The 17,260-nt window shown below is 72.1% G+C and carries 16 protein-coding genes; 4 read left to right on the plus strand and 12 right to left on the minus strand.

What is annotated here, in order from left to right; all coding sequences use genetic code 11:
• Window position 1 precedes the first annotated feature (1 nt).
• Window positions 2–1,300: an MFS transporter gene (locus tag ACULK2_RS13220; protein WP_445968330.1), complete on the minus strand. Its 1,299-nt coding sequence runs from the start codon at window positions 1,298–1,300 to the stop codon at window positions 2–4.
• 143 nt (window positions 1,301–1,443) lie between these two features.
• On the opposite strand from ACULK2_RS13220, the gene purU reads away from it, so the two are divergent.
• Window positions 1,444–2,322 carry a formyltetrahydrofolate deformylase gene (gene purU / locus ACULK2_RS13225; RefSeq protein WP_445968331.1) on the plus strand — a complete coding sequence of 293 codons (879 nt, stop codon included), beginning with the start codon at window positions 1,444–1,446 and terminating at the stop codon, window positions 2,320–2,322.
• 48 nt (window positions 2,323–2,370) lie between these two features.
• Here purU and ACULK2_RS13230 read toward each other — a convergent pair whose 3' ends face one another.
• Together ACULK2_RS13230 and ACULK2_RS13235 are read right to left on the minus strand one after the other, a co-directional pair.
• Complete coding sequence (locus tag ACULK2_RS13230) at window positions 2,371–2,736, minus strand: YrdB family protein (protein ID WP_445968332.1); 366 nt, start codon at window positions 2,734–2,736, stop codon at window positions 2,371–2,373.
• Window positions 2,737–2,830: 94 nt separating this feature from the next.
• Window positions 2,831–4,087, minus strand: coding sequence for an ABC transporter permease (locus ACULK2_RS13235; RefSeq protein WP_445968333.1), 1,257 nt, complete (start codon window positions 4,085–4,087; stop codon window positions 2,831–2,833).
• An 83-nt stretch (window positions 4,088–4,170) separates the two neighbouring features.
• On the opposite strand from ACULK2_RS13235, the gene ACULK2_RS13240 reads away from it, so the two are divergent.
• Entirely contained in the window at window positions 4,171–4,764 is a 594-nt protein-coding gene (locus ACULK2_RS13240; RefSeq protein ID WP_445968334.1) for a TetR/AcrR family transcriptional regulator, read from the plus strand.
• Window positions 4,765–4,792: 28 nt separating this feature from the next.
• Here ACULK2_RS13240 and nagB read toward each other — a convergent pair whose 3' ends face one another.
• The 9 genes from nagB to ACULK2_RS13285 form a co-directional block, all read right to left on the minus strand.
• A complete protein-coding gene (nagB, locus tag ACULK2_RS13245) occupies window positions 4,793–5,578 on the minus strand; it encodes a glucosamine-6-phosphate deaminase (protein WP_445968335.1) in 786 nt (261 codons plus the stop codon).
• Window positions 5,563–6,501: an ROK family protein gene (locus ACULK2_RS13250; protein WP_445968336.1), complete on the minus strand. Its 939-nt coding sequence runs from the start codon at window positions 6,499–6,501 to the stop codon at window positions 5,563–5,565. Before ACULK2_RS13250 ends, nagB begins: the two co-directional genes overlap by 16 nt.
• On the minus strand, window positions 6,498–8,078 hold the full coding sequence (locus ACULK2_RS13255) for a glycoside hydrolase family 3 protein (RefSeq protein ID WP_445968337.1): 1,581 nt from the start codon (window positions 8,076–8,078) through the stop codon (window positions 6,498–6,500). The genes ACULK2_RS13250 and ACULK2_RS13255 overlap by 4 nt, the downstream gene beginning before the upstream one ends.
• Window positions 8,075–8,977 (minus strand): carbohydrate ABC transporter permease, encoded by a 903-nt coding sequence (locus tag ACULK2_RS13260; RefSeq protein WP_445968338.1) that lies wholly within the window; start codon window positions 8,975–8,977, stop codon window positions 8,075–8,077. Before ACULK2_RS13260 ends, ACULK2_RS13255 begins: the two co-directional genes overlap by 4 nt.
• A complete protein-coding gene (locus tag ACULK2_RS13265) occupies window positions 8,974–9,972 on the minus strand; it encodes a carbohydrate ABC transporter permease (protein WP_445968339.1) in 999 nt (332 codons plus the stop codon). The genes ACULK2_RS13260 and ACULK2_RS13265 overlap by 4 nt, the downstream gene beginning before the upstream one ends.
• 162 nt (window positions 9,973–10,134) lie before the next feature.
• Window positions 10,135–11,400, minus strand: a complete 1,266-nt coding sequence (locus tag ACULK2_RS13270; protein ID WP_445968340.1) for an extracellular solute-binding protein — start codon at window positions 11,398–11,400, stop codon at window positions 10,135–10,137.
• A 70-nt stretch (window positions 11,401–11,470) separates the two neighbouring features.
• Window positions 11,471–12,568, minus strand: coding sequence for an ROK family protein (locus ACULK2_RS13275; RefSeq protein WP_445968642.1), 1,098 nt, complete (start codon window positions 12,566–12,568; stop codon window positions 11,471–11,473).
• Between the two features lie 296 nt (window positions 12,569–12,864).
• Window positions 12,865–14,748, minus strand: a complete 1,884-nt coding sequence (locus ACULK2_RS13280) for a heavy metal translocating P-type ATPase (RefSeq protein ID WP_445968341.1) — start codon at window positions 14,746–14,748, stop codon at window positions 12,865–12,867.
• Window positions 14,749–14,944: 196 nt separating this feature from the next.
• Window positions 14,945–16,162: an NADP-dependent isocitrate dehydrogenase gene (locus ACULK2_RS13285; protein WP_445968342.1), complete on the minus strand. Its 1,218-nt coding sequence runs from the start codon at window positions 16,160–16,162 to the stop codon at window positions 14,945–14,947.
• 228 nt (window positions 16,163–16,390) lie between these two features.
• On the opposite strand from ACULK2_RS13285, the gene ACULK2_RS13290 reads away from it, so the two are divergent.
• Window positions 16,391–16,849: a GNAT family N-acetyltransferase gene (locus tag ACULK2_RS13290; RefSeq protein ID WP_445968343.1), complete on the plus strand. Its 459-nt coding sequence runs from the start codon at window positions 16,391–16,393 to the stop codon at window positions 16,847–16,849.
• 40 nt (window positions 16,850–16,889) lie between these two features.
• Window positions 16,890–17,204: an MGMT family protein gene (locus ACULK2_RS13295; RefSeq protein WP_445968344.1), complete on the plus strand. Its 315-nt coding sequence runs from the start codon at window positions 16,890–16,892 to the stop codon at window positions 17,202–17,204.
• Window positions 17,205–17,260 lie beyond the last annotated feature (56 nt).

Genomic DNA, 17,260 nt, shown 5'->3' on the forward strand with positions numbered 1-17,260 from the left:
GCTACGCCTCCACCACGCGCGCTCGCGCGCGCTCCGCGCGCGTGGACCGCACCACGACGAGCATGGCGACGATGAGCAGGACCGCGTAGGCGACGGGCACGGCGCCGATGCCGACGGCGTCGAACAGCACCGCGCCGATGAGCGCGCCGCCGCCGATGCCGACGTTGAACGCGGTCGTGTAGAGCGCGCTCGCGGCGTCCCGCCGATCGGGCGGCGCGGCCTGCAGCAGCCGCGTCTGCAGCAGCGGCGGGATGGCGCCGAACGCGAATCCCCACACCGTGTAGGCGATGATCGCGGGCCACAGCCCGGGCTCGGCGGCGATCACGACGAGCGCGATCGCGAGCAGCAGCATCGCGCCGACGAGCGCGCGGACGCTGTCGCGCGCGATCGGGCTGCCCGCGACGAGGAGTCCGACCGCGCCGGCGAGCCCCGATGCGAACAGCAGCGGCGCGACCGCGGCGGGCGACGCGCCGACGACGTCGGTGAGCAGCGGGGCGACGTAGGTGAGCGCCGCGTACTGGCCGATCATGACCACGGCGGTCACGATGCTCACCGCGACGACGCCGCGCATGCTCCGACTCGCGACGGGCCCGTCGGCGTCGATCGCCGCGGATGCGGCGCCCGGTGCGATCGCGCCGCGGGACGACGTGGGCGTCGAGCCCGCCGCGACGTCGTGCGTCCCCGGACGCGCGGACGCGGCATCCGCCGGCAGGACCGCGCGGACGACGGCCGCACCCGCCAGCGTCAGGACCGCCACGACGCCGAACGCCCAGCGCCAGCCGACCGCCTGGCCGAGCGCGGTCGCGAGCGGCACGCCCGCGATGAGTGCGAGCGTCCCGCCGCCGAGCACGACGGACACCGCACGGCCCAGGTTCCGCTCGGCGACGAGCCGGGCCGGGTAGGCGCCGACGAGCGCCCAGAACAGGCCGTGGGCGACGCCGCCGACGATGCGGATCGCGACGAGCTGACCGTAGTCGGGCGCGAGCGCCGAGGCGGCCGTCGAGAGACCGAGCACGACGAGCACGACGGTGATGAGGGTGCGCCGCGGCATCCGCCTGAGCAGTGCGGTGAGCGGGGTCGACGTGACGACGACCGTGAAGGCGAACACCGAGACGAGCAGGCCCACGAGCGGGGCGCCGACGCCGAGGTCTGCGCTCATCTCGGGCAGCAGCCCGGTCGGCAGCATCTCGATGGTGATGGACAGGAACACGGCCGCGGCGAGCGCGACGAGCGCGCGCCACGGCATGGTGTCGGTCGCGCGGGAGCGCGACGAGGAGAGGATCGGCATGAGGAAGGTCATCCGACGGCGTTCCCCGCTCGCGGCTGGGCCTGCGGCGGGTCGACTACGCGCTCACGTGCGCGCCCGGGGCCGTCGGTGTCCGCACGACCGTGCCCAGTGTAACCGCCGCAACCTGCGGATTCCCCGGACGGTACGCTGTCCGGATGAGCACGGAGGCCGAGCCGCACAGCCCGCACCTGTCCCACTGGGCCGTGACGCTGAGCTGCACCGACGGCCCCGGGATCGTGCACGCGGTGAGCGGGGCGATCGTCGCCGCGCGCGGCAACATCACCGAGAGCCAGCAGTTCGCGAGCCACGACACGGGCCGCTTCTTCATGCGCGTGCAGGTCGAGTCGCCCGCCGACCGCGCCGAGTTCGAGGCTGCCCTCGCGCCGGTCGTCGAGCGCTGGAGCATGGAGCTGCACCTCGACGAGGTCGGCCGCCCGCTGCGGACCCTCGTGCTCGCCTCGACGGCCGGCCACTGCGTGAACGACCTCCTCTTCCGCCAGCGCGGAGGGCAGCTGCCGGTCGAGATCCCGCTCGTGCTCTCGAACCACGGCACCCTGCGCGACCTGGTCGACTTCTACGGCGTGCCGTTCGAGTCGGCGCCCGTGACCTCGCCGGAGGCGAAGGCCGAGTTCGAGCGGCGGATCCTCGACGCGGTCGACCACTACGACATCGAGCTGGTCGTGCTCGCGCGCTACATGCAGATCCTCTCGCCAGAGCTGTGCGACGCGCTCGCGGGGCGCTGCATCAACATCCACCACTCGTTCCTGCCCGGCTTCAAGGGCGCGAACCCCTACCGGCAGGCGCATGCGCGCGGGGTGAAGCTCATCGGCGCCACGGCGCACTTCGTCACGAGCGACCTCGACGAGGGCCCGATCATCGAGCAGAACGTGGTCCGCGTCGATCACTCGCGCTCGGTCGCCGAGCTCGTCGCCATCGGCCAGGACGAGGAGAGCCGCACGCTCTCGCAGGCGGTGAAGTGGTTCGCCGAACGTCGGGTCCTGCTCGACGGGCAGCGGACGGTCATCTTCCGCTGACGCGGCGCCCGCGGCCGGCGAACGTGCCGACGGCCGCGCGAGGCGGCCTCAGGCGCCGAACTCGCGCCGCCCATTGACGACGCCGCTCACCGCGGCCACGACCGCGAACACGATCGCGACGACCGGCTGACCCATGACCCACCAGGCGATCGCGGCGGCCGAGAACACCGCGATCTCGACCAGCGCCTTCACGAACGGGTCGACGTGGAAGACGGCCTTCGGCGAACGGAACAGCGCCCAGAGCAGGATGGCCAGCAGCGGCAGGCCGATGCCGAGCAGCACGCCCGGCCATGGCAGCGCGAACGCCGTGAACCCGAAGATGCCGAGCGTCACGATCGCGAAGATCTCGAGCAGGAAGCGCAGCAGGTCGTTGGCGCCGATCGTCGGGGTCGGCTCGGGGGTGGCGTCGTTCACGAGGTGAAAGCCTAACCGGGCCGGCTGGACGCCGGCGCCGCGGCATCCGACGCATCGGATGCCGCGGCGCGGGGTCGTGCCGAATCGCTCCGGCTCAGCCCACCGGGGCCGCGTCGCGGCCCGCCGGACGGCCGGACTCGCCGTCGGCCGGGGCGTCGACCGGAGCGCCGGCCGGTGCCTCGGCGTGCGTCTCCGCCGCGGCGAGTTCCTCATCGGCGTGCGCGGCCTCGGTGTCGTTCTCCGCGCCGCCCGCGGTGCGGAAGTGGCCGACGAGCGAGAGCAGGATGCCGCCGGCGGCCCACGCCACGAGCACGAGCCACGGGAACGCCATGGGCGCGTCCGGGAAGTACGAGAGGTCGCGGAGCAGAGTCGCGGCGGCGCCCGGCGGGAACCACTGTCCGATGGCGCCCCACGGCGCCGCGAGGAACTGCACGGGCACGGTGGCCGCCGAGATCGGGTTCGCGACGAGCACGAACAGCACGGCGCCGACGCCGATGCCGGCACGGCCCATGAGCGCGACGAGACCGGTGATGGGCGCGGCGATGGCCGCGAGGGCCAGTGCGATCGCGGACGCGTTCAGCCAGTAGTCGCCCTGGAGCGCGCCGAACCAGCCCTGCAGGATCCCGGTGAGCAGGAGACCGCCCGCCACCGAGTACGCGACCACGGCGGCGACCCGGCGCATCGCCCCGATGACGACGAGCGAGACGGCGATTCCGCCGAGCATGCCGCCGAGGACGAGCGGGAACATGGCCACCGCGAGGCCGGTGCCGGTCGGGTCGGTCTCGGCGAGCGGGACCACGTCGGTCACGGTCACCGTGACGGACGGCAGTTCGGGCACGGACGGCGCGCTCGGCGCGTCGGCGCCCGTCTGGCCCGTGGCCTGCGCGACCGCGGCCGTCACCGCCGCCTCGAGCACCTGCCGGAGCTGCGCGGGAAGCGCGGCGCGCAGCTGTTCGTCGATGCCGGCCTGGAGTTCGGCGGCAAGGCCGCGGAGCTGCTGCGCCACGGCGGGGCTCGCCGCGGTCGCGATCAGCACCTCGGGGCCATCGGTCGGCGCCGCGCCGAGCACGATCGCCCCGTAGGCCTCGCGTTCCTCGATCGCGGTGACGGCGGCGTCGCGGTCGTCGTAGCGCTCGAGCGCGATGGCGCCCCCGGCTTCGTCGGCGACGCGCTCCTCGACCTGCGCGACCGACGCGTCGGGGCCGACGACGCCGACCGGAAGGTCCTTCGGTTCGGCCGTGACGGACGGCCAGGCGAAGGCGAGCAGGATGACGCCGACGACGAGCGACAGGACGGCGCCGATGCCGACGGCCCGGCCGATCGGCGTGCGCTGGGTGAGGTGGGAGTGCATGGTCGTCCTTTCATAAAAAACGAATGCTCGTTCTTTATAATGCTCCTGCGTCGTAGGATCGTCAAGACGAAGGGGGGCGGCCGATGCCGAAGGTGAGCGAGGAGTACCGCGAGGCACGCCGGGACGAGATCACCGCCGCCGCGCTCCGCCGCTTCGCGACGAAGGGCTACCGGGGCACGTCGATGTCCGACATCATCACCGAGTCCGGTCTCTCGGCGGGGGCGATCTACGGGCACTTCGCCGGCAAGGAGCAGCTGTTCGCGGCGGTCGCCGAACGCATCCTCGGCGCGCGGGCGGTCGAGCTCACCGAACTCCGCGCCGACCACGGGCCGCTCGCACCCGGCGAGATCATGGCCACGATCATCGACGGCATGCGCCGTGACGCGATCGCCCCGACCATGTTCCTGCAGGTCTGGTCCGAGGCCGCGATCGACCCGTCCGTCCGTACGCTCGTGCACTCGTTCCTCGGACCGGTGCGCGACCTCCTCCGCAGGCTCGTCGCCGAGTGGGCCGCGGCGCACCCCGAGCGGGCCCACGAGGACCCGGCGGAGTACGCGCGACGCGTCGTCCCCGTGCTGATGGGGCTCGCGCCCGGCTTCATGGTGCAGTCGACCCTGCTCGACGACTTCGACGCCGACGCCTACCTCGACACGGTGCGCCGGCTCGTCCCGAGCTGACGGATGCCGCGGCATCCGTTCGCCCGGATCAGATGCCCTGCCAGTCGGGCTTGTTGGCCCACGCGTACCGGTAGTACTCGGCGTGCGCGAGCCGCGACGCGGCCGCCTCGTCGACGATGACCGTCGCGTGCGGGTGCAGCTGGATCGCCGAGCCCGGCTGGCTCGCCGAGACGGGACCCTCCACCGCGGCCGCGAGCGCCTCGGCCTTGGCCTCGCCGAAGGCGAGCAGCACGAGGTGGCGGGCCTCGAGGATCGTGCCGATCCCCTGGGTGACGCAGTGCATCGGCACGTCGTCGATCGAGTCGAAGAAGCGCGCGTTGTCGACGCGGGTCCGCTCGGTGAGGGTCTTCACGCGCGTGCGGGACGCGAGCGACGAACCCGGCTCGTTGAATCCGATGTGGCCCGTGCGGCCGATGCCGAGGATCTGCAGGTCGACGCCGCCCGCCGCCGCGATCGCCGCGTCGTAGTCCTCCGCGGCCGTGGCGATCGTCGCAGGGTCGCCGTTCGGAACCCGGACGAGCCCCGGCGCGAGCCCGAGCGGCTCCACGACCTCGCGCGTGATCACCTGGCGGTATCCCTCCGGGTGGCCGGCGGGGAGGCCGACGTACTCGTCGAGCGCGAAGCCGCGCACCCGGGACACGTCGAGGCCCTCGGCGTCGATGCGCCGCGCCAGCGCGCGGTACGTGGTGAGCGGCGTCGACCCCGTCGCGAGCCCGAGCACCGCGTCGGGACGCGAACGGACGAGCTCGACGATCGCGCCCGCGGCGAGCTCACCGGCCTCCCCGTCGTCGCGGACGATCACGACCTCTGCCATGCCGGCACCTCCAGTTCCTCGCCGATGAGCGCGGCGCCGACGGCGGCCGCGGGGAATCCGCGTGGGATGACCTGCACCCGGCGGGGCAGGTCGAGCGAAGCGAGGAACGCCGAGTCCCCGGCCCAGCCGTCGAGCACGCGACGGGTGCCGGCGAGCAACCGGTCGCCGAGGGCCGCGAGCCCCCCGCCGATGACGAGGTCGTCGACATCGGTCGTGAGGGCCAGCAGGCGCACCGCCGACGCGACGCCCACGAGGAAGCGCTCGCGCACCGCGACGGCGCCGGGTTCGCCGGCATCCGCCCGGTCGAACAGGTCGATCGCGGGATAGCGGTGCGTGCTCGGCCACATCGTCGCGAGCGCCGAGCCCGACGCGAGCGTCTCGAGGCATCCGCGCTGCCCGCAGGGGCACCGCTCCCCCGTCGGGTCGACCGGGATGTGCCCGATCTCGCCCGCGACGCCCCGCCCGCCGCGCAGCAGGTGCCCGTCGAGCACGATGCCGGCCGCGAGCCCGGTGCCGAGGTTGAGGTAGGCCATGGAGTGCGCCCGGATGCCGTCGGCGACGCCGAGCAGGTGATGCGCGCCGAGCGCCGCCGCCTTCACGTCGTTCTCGATCCGCACGTCGACGCCGAGCCGGTCCGCGAGCCGCGGACCGAGGTCGAGCCCCTCGAGCCCGAGGTTGACCGCGTGGGTCACCCGACCGCTCGCGCTGTCGACGGAGCCCGGGATGCCGATGCCGATCGAGTGGAACGCGTGCGGGTCGACGCCGGCGAGCTCCGACATCCGCTCGACCGTGCGGAGCGCCGTGGCGACCACGGCGTCCGCGCCGAACCCGGTCGGCATGCGGACCTGGTCGCTGAGCTCGCCGTCCTCGCCGATCGCGACGGCCGCGGTCTTCGTGCCGCCGATGTCGATCCCGAGCCTCACGACACCTCCGCCGCGGCGGCGAGCGCGTCGTGCACGAGCTCGGCGAGCGTCGCGGCCACGCCGCGCGAGGCGCCGAAGGTCGCGACGTCCGCGAACGCCAGGTCCTCGCTCGGCCAGCCCATGTCGACCGTCACGACGTCGGCGCGCTCCGCGCGCAGGCGCTCGATCGCGTCGACCGCGAAGGCGTGCCGGTGCAGGTCCTTGCCGATCACGACGACGGGTCCGGCGAGCGAGGCCGGATCGGGCAGCGGGGTCGCGGCGTCGAGCACGACCTCCGCGGCATCCGACAGCCAGGCCGGGGCGGGGGCTGCCTCGTCCGGGGCGGCGGCGAGGGCGAACGGCCCCCAGGGCACGCCGCCGACGGCGATGTTCGCGACGGTCTCCACCCGCACCACGGTGCCGACGGCGCCGGTCGCGCACAACCGGTCGAGCGTTCCGGGTGCGATGTGGAAGGATGCCGCGACCCGGTCGGCGAGATCCTCGGGCAGGTCGACCGGCAGGCCCGGTTCGCCTCCGGCCACGAGGGGCGCAGCGGATGCCGCGGCGCCACCGCGCTCGCCCGTTGCGCGTGATCCGGCCGCGAGCGCGCGCACGCGAGCCGCGGCATCCGTCACCCGATCGGCCGTCAGCCGACCGGACGCGACGGCGTCGGCGATCGCCTGCGCGATCTCCTCCATCTGCTCGCCGGTGTTGTCGGTGCCGATGCACAGCAGGTCGCAGCCGGCGGCGAGCGCGAGCACGGCAGCCTCGGGGATGCCGCGCCCGCCGCTCGCCCCGGCCATGTCGAGGGCGTCGGACACGATGACGCCCTCGAACCCCAGCTCCCCGCGGAGCAGGCCGTGCAGGATGCGGGGAGACAGGGTGGCGGGGTGCTCCGCGTCGAGCTGCAGGAGCAGGATGTGGGAGGTCATGATCGACCGCGTGCCGACCTCGATCGCGGCGCGGAAGGGCGCGAGCTCGCGCTCGTGCAGCGCCTCCACCGGGAGGTCGACGACCGGCAGGGCGAGGTGCGAGTCGGTGGCGGTGTCGCCGTGTCCGGGGAAGTGCTTCGCGCTCGCGTCGATGCCGGCAGACTGCACGCCCTCGACCCAGGCCGCCGTGTGCCGGGCGACGAGGCCCGGCTCGGCGCCGAAGCTGCGCACGCCGATCACCGGGTTCTGCGCGTTCGAGTTGATGTCGGCGTCGGGTGCGAACGTCATGGTGCAGCCGACCGCGACGAGCGCGTCGCCCACCGCGCGCCCGACGGCGCGGGTGAGGTCGAGGTCGTCGATGCGGCCGAGCACCGCGTTGCCCGGGTAGGGCGCGCCGCGGTCGAAGAAGAGGCGCGTGACGTCGCCGCCCTCCTCGTCGATCGCGACGACCGCGAGCGGGTTGGCCGCGCGCAGCCCGGCGGTCAGTCCCGCGAGCTGCGCGGGCGAGACGACGTTCGACCCGAAGACGCACACGCCTCCGAGGCCCTCGCGCAGCAGGCCGAGCAGCCACTCGGGCGCCTCGGGCCCGGCGAACCCGGGCAGGAGGGTCGTGAGGATGTCGCGGCGCAGGTCCTGGCCCGCGCCGCCCTGGATCCTGGTGCTCATCCCTTGACCGCTCCGCTCACGAGGCCGCTCGTCATCCGCCCCTGGACGATGAGGAAGAAGACGATCACCGGGATCGCCATGAGGGTCGAACCCGCCATGATGGCCGCCCAGTTCGTCGTGCCGTTCGCCACGAGGAAGGTGCGGAGCCAGACGGGCAGCGTCATCATCTCGGGCCGGGCGTTCAGCACGAGCGCGATCACGAACTCGTTCCACGCCTGGATGAAGCCGAAGACGCCGGTCGCGACGAGCCCGGGGGCGAGCAGCGGGAACGTGACCCGCCAGAAGGCGCCGGACCTGGAGCATCCGTCGATCATGGCCGCCTCCTCGAGGTCGGCCGGGACGCCGTTCACGAATCCCCGGAGGGTCCAGATCGTGAACGGCAGGACCGTCGCGACGTACACGATGGTGAGGCCGATCAGGGTGTTCAGCAGGTGCCATCCGTCGATCACCCGGAAGATGGAGACGATCATCGCCTCGCCCGGGATCATCTGGATCACGAGGATCATCACGATGAACCCGCGCCGGCTCCTGAACCGGAACCGGGTGACCGCGATCGCCGCGAGGAACGCGAAGATCAGCGCCACGAGCACCGTCGTGAGCGTCACGACGAGCGAGTTGACCGCGGCCGGTGCGAACGGGGTGCGACCCGGGTCGAACAGCACGGTGGCGTAGTTGCGGAGCGTGAAGTTGTCGGGCCAGAAGTGGATCTCGGAGCCGCGGATCTGGTTGTTCGGCTGGAACGACGTGTTCACCATCCAGTAGACGGGGAACGCGAACAGCGCGAACAGCACGACCGACAGGGCGCTCCAGAGCGCGGTCGAGAGGCGGTTGCGGCCGCGCCGGCTGCCGGGCGCCGGGCGTGTGCTCGACCCCGTCACGATGGCGGTGGTGGCGCTCACAGCTCCTCCTCCTTGATGGTCTGGCGGACGTAGTACAACGAGACGATCATCAGGATGATCGCCGTGATCACCGCGATCGCACCGCCCGTGCCGAAGTCGCCGCCCGCGATCGAGACCTGGTAGATGTACACGCCGAGCGTGTTGGTGAGCGCGCGGATGCCGCCGATGTCCTGCAGCGCGAAGATCTGCGTGAAGACCTTGAGGTCCCAGATGATCTGCAGGATCGTCGTGATGAGGAAGATCGGCTTGAGGTACGGGAAGGTGATGAGCCGGAAGCGCGCGAACGCGCCGGCGCCGTCGAGCTGGGCCGCCTCGAGCACCTCGTCGGGCACCTGGGTGAGGCCGGCGTAGATGGTGAACGCCACGAAGGGCACGGCGCCCCAGACGATGATGATGCCCGCGACGAGGAAGAAGCTGAGCGGATCGATGAGCCAGGAGTGCTGCTGGAACTGCTCGAGCCCGAACCCGTTCACGAGGACCGAGTTGATGATGCCGTAGTCGGTGTCGAACATCCAGCCCCAGACGATGGTCGCCGAGAGCGGCGGCATCGCCCACGCGAGCAGCATGCCGAGCGAGAGCAGCAGGCGGAACCCCTTCGGCAGGCGCTGCAGCAGGAGCGCGATGAGCGTGCCGAGGACCATCGTGGTCACGACGCACACGGCGGCGAAGACGAGGCTCCGGCCGAGCACCTCGTAGAAGGTGACGTCGGTCAGGACGGAGACGTAGTTCTCGAACCACACCCAGGTCGGCGGGGCGCCGAACACCTGCGCACGGCCGAACTCCTGCATCGACGTGACGAGGAGCTGGATGAGGGGCCAGCCGACGATCGCGGCGAGCACGAGCGAGGCGGGGACGAGGAGGCCGTACGGGGTGAGGCCCCCGGCGCGGCGGCTGAAGCGGCGACGCTTCGGCGGCGGCGTGGGCTGCGGCGTGACGATGCGTTCGCCGTCGACCGCGCTCACGGCCGCGGGGAGGCCGGTGTCGGTGGTGGTCATGTGGGGCTCCTGCGTCTGACGGCGAGGTGTGGATGCCGCGGGCGGTGCCCGCTCACGGTTCCGGGCCGGCAGCGTGTGTGGGGCACTGCCGGCCCGGGGCCTTGTGGGAGTCGGTGCGGCCGCACGTCACGTGTGCGCGCGGCCGCACCGCGGGGGAAGGGACTAGCCGTTGAGGATGTCCTCGATCTGCTGGTCCGCCTCCTCGGCGAGCTGGGCGACGTCGCCGCCCTGCGCGATGTTCACGAAGAGGTCCTGCAGGATGCCCGCCGCCTCGACGTCGGCCCACTTCGGCGAGGCCGGGGTGAGCTTGGCGTTGCCGGCCGCGGCGGAGATCGCCTGGGCGACCTCGTCGGTGCCGAGCGTGTCGCCGAGCGAGAGCTTCGCCGGGACGAGGCCGTTCTCGCCGTAGATCGTCTGGAACTCGTCCGAGAGGATGATCTTCAGCGCGTCGAGCGCGAGCTCCGGGTGCTGCGTGTTGGCCGAGATGCCGATGTTCGAGCCTCCGGCGAAGACCTGGGCGGCGTCGCCGTCAGCGCCGGGGAGCGCGTAGACGCCGAGGTTCTCCTCCTGGTCGGGGCAGCCGGGGGTCTCGGCGTCCTCGGGGGCGAGGATCGACCACTTCACCCAGGCCGGAGCCGCGAGCTGCAGCGACGTGCCGTCGCAGAAGCCCACCTGCGGGTTCGACTCGTTCGCGTCCTTCGGGGCGAGCGAGGCCTCCGTCATGACCTTCTGGACCATCTCGAGGCCCTCGATCGACTCGGCGGAGCTGAGCTGGGCATCCCACTCCTCGCCGTCCGGGACCGCGACCTCGCCGCCGGCCTCCCAGATGTAGGGCAGCGCGGCGTACCAGTTCTGGCCGGGCCACCAGACACCCGACTTGCCGGGGTTGTCGTTCGCGAGCTGGATCGCCTGGTCGACGTACTGGTCGAGGGTGGTCGGGACCTCGATGCCCGACGCGGCGAACGCGTCCTTCTTGTAGAAGACGAGCGACGAGCCCGAGTAGAGGGGCGCCGCGTAGAACTTCTCGTCGTAGGAACCGACCTCGACGAAGCCGGGGAGCAGGTCGTCGCCGCCGAGCTCGTCGTAGTGGTCGGTCAGGTCCATGAAGGCGCCCGCCGACGTGAACGCCGGGGCCTGCGTGTTGCCGACCTCGACGACGTCGGGGCTGTCCGAACCGGAGAGGCTCGTCGTCAGGCGGTCGACGAGGCCGTCCCACGACTGCTCCTCGATCACGAGGGTCGAGCCGGGGTGCTGCTCCTCGAACGTCTCGACGAGCAGCTCGCGCGCCGCGTCGGGGGTGTCGGTGCCGACGAGCCAGACGCGGATCTCCGCGTTCTCATCGGAGGCTGCGTCGCCTCCGGTGGTGGCGCACCCGGCGAGGGTCAGCGCAGCCGCGGCGCCGAGCGCCACGATGCCGAGTTTCCTCATTGCGTGGTTTCCTTTCGTAGGGCGGAGGTGGCAGCGGGGGTGCTCCCACCCTTGGTGCAGGGGGTGGGGCCTAGGAGACCCCGAGTTGGCCGGAGAGGACCATGACGGCCGCCCCGCGCAGGACGATGTCCTGCCCGTGCGCGGTCATCCGGAGCCTCAGATCCCGGTGGTGTTCCGCCATCGTCCGGTTCCGGACCGTCTCGGCGGCCGCCTCGAGCAGCGGGCCGTCAAGCAGTTCCGTCGGTCCGCTGATGACGACCTCGGAGAGGTTCAGCGCACCGACGACGGGAGCGAGCACGATGCCGAGGCGTCGTCCCGCTTCCCGCAGGGTCTCTTCGCGGGCGGATGCCGCGGCATCCGCGTCGCCGAGTCGGTCGAGCTCGGCGGTCAGTCGGGGGACCGCGAGCCAGGCCTCGAGACAGCCGTGCTTGCCGCACGCGCAGCGCGGTCCGCCGTCGGTTCCGACCACGACGTGGCCGATCTCGCCCGCGGCGCTGCCGGCGCCGAGCACGGGGCGGCCGCCGACGATGAGACCGGCGCCGACGCCGTGGCCGACCTTGACGAGCAGGAGGTCGCCCGGAGCGCCGGCGTGCTCGGCCAGGACCGCGACGTTCGCGTCATTGGCGACGTGCACGGGCAGGTGGAACGCACCCTGCAACCGCTCCTGGAGCGGGAGGTCGGTCCAGCCGAGGTTCGGCGCCGAACGGACGACGCCGTTCGGCTCGACGACACCCGGCGAGCCGACGCCGATGCCGAGCACGGGCGCCGTCGTGAGTGCGAGCAGTCCGTCGAGCAGTTCGGTGACGAGTTCGAAGGCGCGCTCGCCCGTCGCGCCGTCGAGCGCCACCTCGGCGCGTGCGACGGTCCCGCCGTCCAGGTCGAGCACCGCGCCGCGGAAACGCGTGTGCTCCGAGAGGTCGAGCGCGACCACGTGGTGGCCGGCGCGGTCGATGTCGATGAGCGTCGCCGGCTTGCCCGGGCGGGAGTGCTCGCGCTGGCCGAGCTCGACGACGAGCGCCTCCCCGATCAGCTCGGCGACGAGGTCGGAGATCGTGACGCGCGTCAGACCCGTCTCTCGCGCGACATCCGCCCGGCTCTGCGCGCCCATGCTGTAGAGCGTCTGCAGGACGAGGGAGCGGTTGTGGCTGCGGGCGTGCTCGGGGAGCACCTTGCCCGAGGTCCGGAGTGCCCGACCGGCGAAGAGCTGACCCGCGGGGGTGGGCGCGGCGACCGAGCGATCGCCGTTGCCTGCGGTGCCTGCGGGCGCCTGCCCGGGTGCTGCTTCCGTTGCCGTCACGTTTGTTAGTAGACCTTACGAACAAACCTCGGCGCAACCCTTCCGACGGAATTCGTTCACTTTCTTTACAAACCCGTGACCTTCGGCCGGGTCCCTGCGGGTCGGCGTCGCGGGGATCGTGGCTGGTCGGTCGGCCGGTCGGTCCGGGGCTCCGAACGCATCCCGGGTCAGTGGGCGGATGCCGCTGCGCGCTGCCGCTCGGGAGCATCGGCCGCCGCCCGCGCGTCGCGCCGACCGCCGATGGCGCGGAGCGCGGCGAGGATCGTGATGAGGTCCACCACCTCCTGGAGGAGCGCTCCGACGGTCGCCGGGATGACGCCGAAGGTCGCGACGAGCATGAGTCCGACGCTCACGGCGATGCCGATCCAGATGCTCTGCAGCGCGATGCGCACGGTGTCGCGGCCGATCTCGACGGCCTTCGCGGTGCGCGAGACGGCGTCGACCAGGATCACCGCGCCTGCGGACTCGCTCGCCGCCGTCGCACCGCGCGCGCCCATCGCGATGCCGACGTCGGCCGCGGCGAGCACGGGGGCGTCGTTGACGCCGTCGCCGACCATGATGACCGGCCGCTCGGCGATGCCCGCGACCTCCGCCACCTTGTCGGCCGGCAGGCACTCGGCGCGCACGCGGTCGATCCCGAGCTCGGCGGCGATATGGTCGGCGGTCGCCTGCGCGTCACCCGTGAGCATCATCGTCCGGTGCACGCCGAGCTCGTCGAGCCGGGCGAGCGTCGCCGCCGCGTCGTCGCGGAGGCGGTCTCGGGCGAGCAGTGCGCCCGCATACGCCCCGTCGACCGCGACGTAGATCGCGAGCTCTCCCGGCTCGATCACCGTGCGTCGCGCGTCGGGCGCGTGCGCGGCCACGAAGGCGAACTTCCCGACCACGACCTCGCGCCCGTCGATGCGCGCGACGACGCCGTTGGTCGCGGCCTCGCGCGCGCCGGAGGCCTCCTTCAGGCGAAGTCCCCGCGCGGTCGCGGCCTCGATCATCGACTCGGCGAGCACGTGCGACGAGTACTGCTCGGCGGATGCCACGAGCCCGAGCAGCTCGTCGGCGTCGAGACCGGCCTCGGGGCGGACGGCCACGAGTTCGGGGGACCCGTGCGTGAGCGTCCCCGTCTTGTCGAAGACCGCCGTGCGCGCTCGTGCGAGCTGCTCGAGCACCCCGCCGCCCTTCACGATCACGCCGTTCCGCGCCGCGCGGCTCATCCCGCCGATGAAGGCGACGGGTGCGGCGATGAGCAGCGGGCACGGCGTCGCGAGCACGAGCACCTCGGCGAATCGCACCGGGTCACCCGAGATCCACCATGCGAACCCGGCGAGCAGCAGCGAGAACACTGTGAACGGCACCGCGTAACGGTCGGCGAGTCGCACGACGGGCGCCTTGCTCGCAGCGGCCTCGGCGACGAGTGCGACGATCTGCTGGTACTGGCTGTCGGCGGCCCGCGCCGTCGCCGTGATCTCGATCGCCGCGAGCCCGTTCACCGAACCGCTCAGCAGCGCGTCGCCCGCCTGCTTCTCGACGGGAACGCTCTCGCCCGTGATCGAGGATTCGTCGACGGATGCCTCGACCGAACGCAGCTCGCCGTCGACGGGAACGATCTCGCTCGGCCGGACGAGCAGCACGTCGCCCGGTGCGACCTCGTCGACCGGCACGTCGACGAAGTGGTCGTCGACCACGCGGTGCGCGTGCTGCGGCGCACGCGTGAGGAGCGCGTCGAGTTCGCGCTTCGCGCGCCGGTTCGCGAAGTCCTCGAGCGCCTCGCCGCCCGTGAGCATGAGCACGACGATGAGCGCGGCGACGTACTCCCCCACGACCACCGTCGCGACGATCGCGGTGACCGCGAGGATGTCGAGCCCCCAGTGCCCGCGGAGGATGTCCCGCACCATGCCGACCGCCTGCCACGCCGCCACGCCGAGCGCGTACCCGCTGAAGATCCAGGCCACGAGCCATCCCTGGCCCGCGAGCGCGAGCGCGACGCCGGTCAGCCCGATCGCGAGCGTGAGCGCGACGACCGGATAGCGACGGACGAGACGGATGCCGCGGGCCATGCCCCCATCCTCACCCGCCTCCGCGGATCCCGCGGTGACCAACGGCACCTCGGGCACGATCGAGGGCGATCTCTGCGGTGGAGCGCGTTCATCCCGCACTCGAGTGCAGAGATCGCACTCGATCGGGCGCGCGCGAACGGCGAAGGGCCGGATGCCACGTGGCATCCGGCCCTTCGGACCGCGGGCGTGAGGCGGCTCAGGCGCCCAGGCGCGCCTTGAGGTTCGCGTCGATCGTGTCGAGGAACTGCTCGGTCGTCTGGTACTCCTGCTCGGGGCCGACGAGGAGCGCGAGGTCCTTCGTCATGGCGCCGGACTCGACCGTCTCGATGATGACCTCCTCCAGCGTGTGCGAGAAGTCGATGAGCTCCTGGTTGCCGTCGAGCTTGCCGCGGTGCGCGAGGCCGCGCGTCCAGGCGAAGATCGAGGCGATCGGGTTGGTCGAGGTGGGCTTGCCCTGCTGGTGCTGGCGGTAGTGGCGCGTGACGGTGCCGTGCGCCGCCTCGGCCTCGACGATCCTGCCGTCGGGCGTGGTGAGCACGGAGGTCATGAGACCGAGCGAGCCGAAGCCCTGCGCGACGGTGTCGGACTGCACGTCGCCGTCGTAGTTCTTGCAGGCCCAGACGTAGCCGCCCTCCCACTTGAGCGACGCCGCGACCATGTCGTCGATGAGGCGGTGCTCGTAGGTGATGCCGGCGGCCTCGAACTTCTCCTTGAACTCGGTGTCGAAGACCTCCTGGAAGATGTCCTTGAAGCGGCCGTCGTAGGCCTTCAGGATCGTGTTCTTGGTCGAGAGGTAGACCGGGTAGTTGCGGTCGAGGCCGTAGTTCAGCGAGGCGCGCGCGAAGTCGCGGATCGACGCGTCGAGGTTGTACATGCCCATGGCGATGCCCGAGCCGGGCGCCTGGAAGACCTCGAACTGCTGCGGCTCGGAGCCGTCCTGCGGGGTGAAGGTCATGGTGAGGGTGCCGGGGCCGTCGAACTTGAAGTCGGTGGCGCGGTACTGGTCGCCGAACGCGTGGCGGCCGACGATGATCGGCTTGTTCCAGCCCGGGACGAGCCGCGGGATGTTCGAGATGATGATCGGCTCGCGGAAGATGACGCCGCCGAGGATGTTGCGGATGGTGCCGTTCGGCGACCGCCACATCTTCTTCAGGCCGAACTCCTCGACGCGCGCCTCGTCGGGCGTGATCGTCGCGCACTTGACGCCGACGCCGTGCTTCTTGATCGCGTTGGCCGCGTCGACCGTGATCTGGTCGTCGGTCTCGTCGCGCTTCTGGATGGAGAGGTCGTAGTACTCGAGGTTGACGTCGAGGTACGGGTGGATGAGCTGGTCCTTGATGGCCTGCCAGATGATGCGGGTCATCTCGTCGCCGTCGAGTTCGACGACGGTACCTTCGACCTTGATCTTCGACAAGGGGCGGTCTCCTTGGGATCTCGTGGGATTGCTGGGAAGCGAGGAAGTCTCGGGGGTGTCCGGACACGCCGTCGAACAGCTTACCGCGTCGCCGGAATATCTCGACATCGAGAGATCGACCGCCTCGATGGACGCAGCCGGACGATGCCGTCCGCCCTCGCCGTTTCGAACCCATCCGGTTGCATGAGGGTTACCGACGCGCCACCTCATGCGGTTAGGCTGCGATGCATGGCTGATCTGCGACTCGAAGAACTGAACGCGACGAACATCGTCGCCGCGAACACCCTGTCGCTGAAGCCCGGCCAGGAGCAGTTCATCGCACCGGTCACCTACGCCGCCGAGGCGTCCGTCGTGAATCCCGCGACGGCGTGGCAGCGCGTCGCCCTGAACGACGACAAGGTGGTCGGGTTCATCCACGGCAACTTCGACCCCGAGAACGAGCACGAGGAGTTCCGGGCCTGCATCTGGCGCATCAACGTCGACGCCGAGGCGCAGGGCAAGGGCGTCGGCCGATTCCTCGCCCACGCGCTGGCCGAGGAGGCCAAGCGCCGCGGGTTCGACCGCATCACCGTGCTGTGGGAGCCCGGCGAGGAGGGCCCCGGCGAGTTCTTCCACCGCATCGGCTTCCGCGACGTCGGCGAGACCCAGTACGGCGACGTCATCGGCGCGCTCCAGCTCGCCGGCTGAGCCGCGGGCAGACCGGCCCGGGAGCGTGCAGCAGCGACGGATGCCGCGGCACGGCGAGGGCTTCGTCGACGCCGTGCTCGCCGTGGTCGCCGACATCCCGCCCGGCAGCGTCATGACGTACGGCGACGTCGCCGCGACACTCGGCTCGCGCGGAGCGCGAGCCGTCGGCCAGGTCATGGCGCGCTACGGGGGCGAGGTGCCGTGGTGGCGCGTCGTCCGTGCGGGCGGGCGCCCGCCGGCCGGTCACGCGGATGCGGCTCGCGAGCACTACGTCGCGGAGGGCGTGCCGATCCGTCCCGTCGACGACGAGGACGGGTACCGGATCGACCTCGCGGCGTGCCGCTGGCGCGGCTGATCGACCTCCCACCGGCCGGACGGACGCCGGCCCGTCACCCTCCCCCGCCGCCGGTG

The sequence above is a fragment of the Agromyces molybdatiresistens genome, assembly GCF_052748445.2.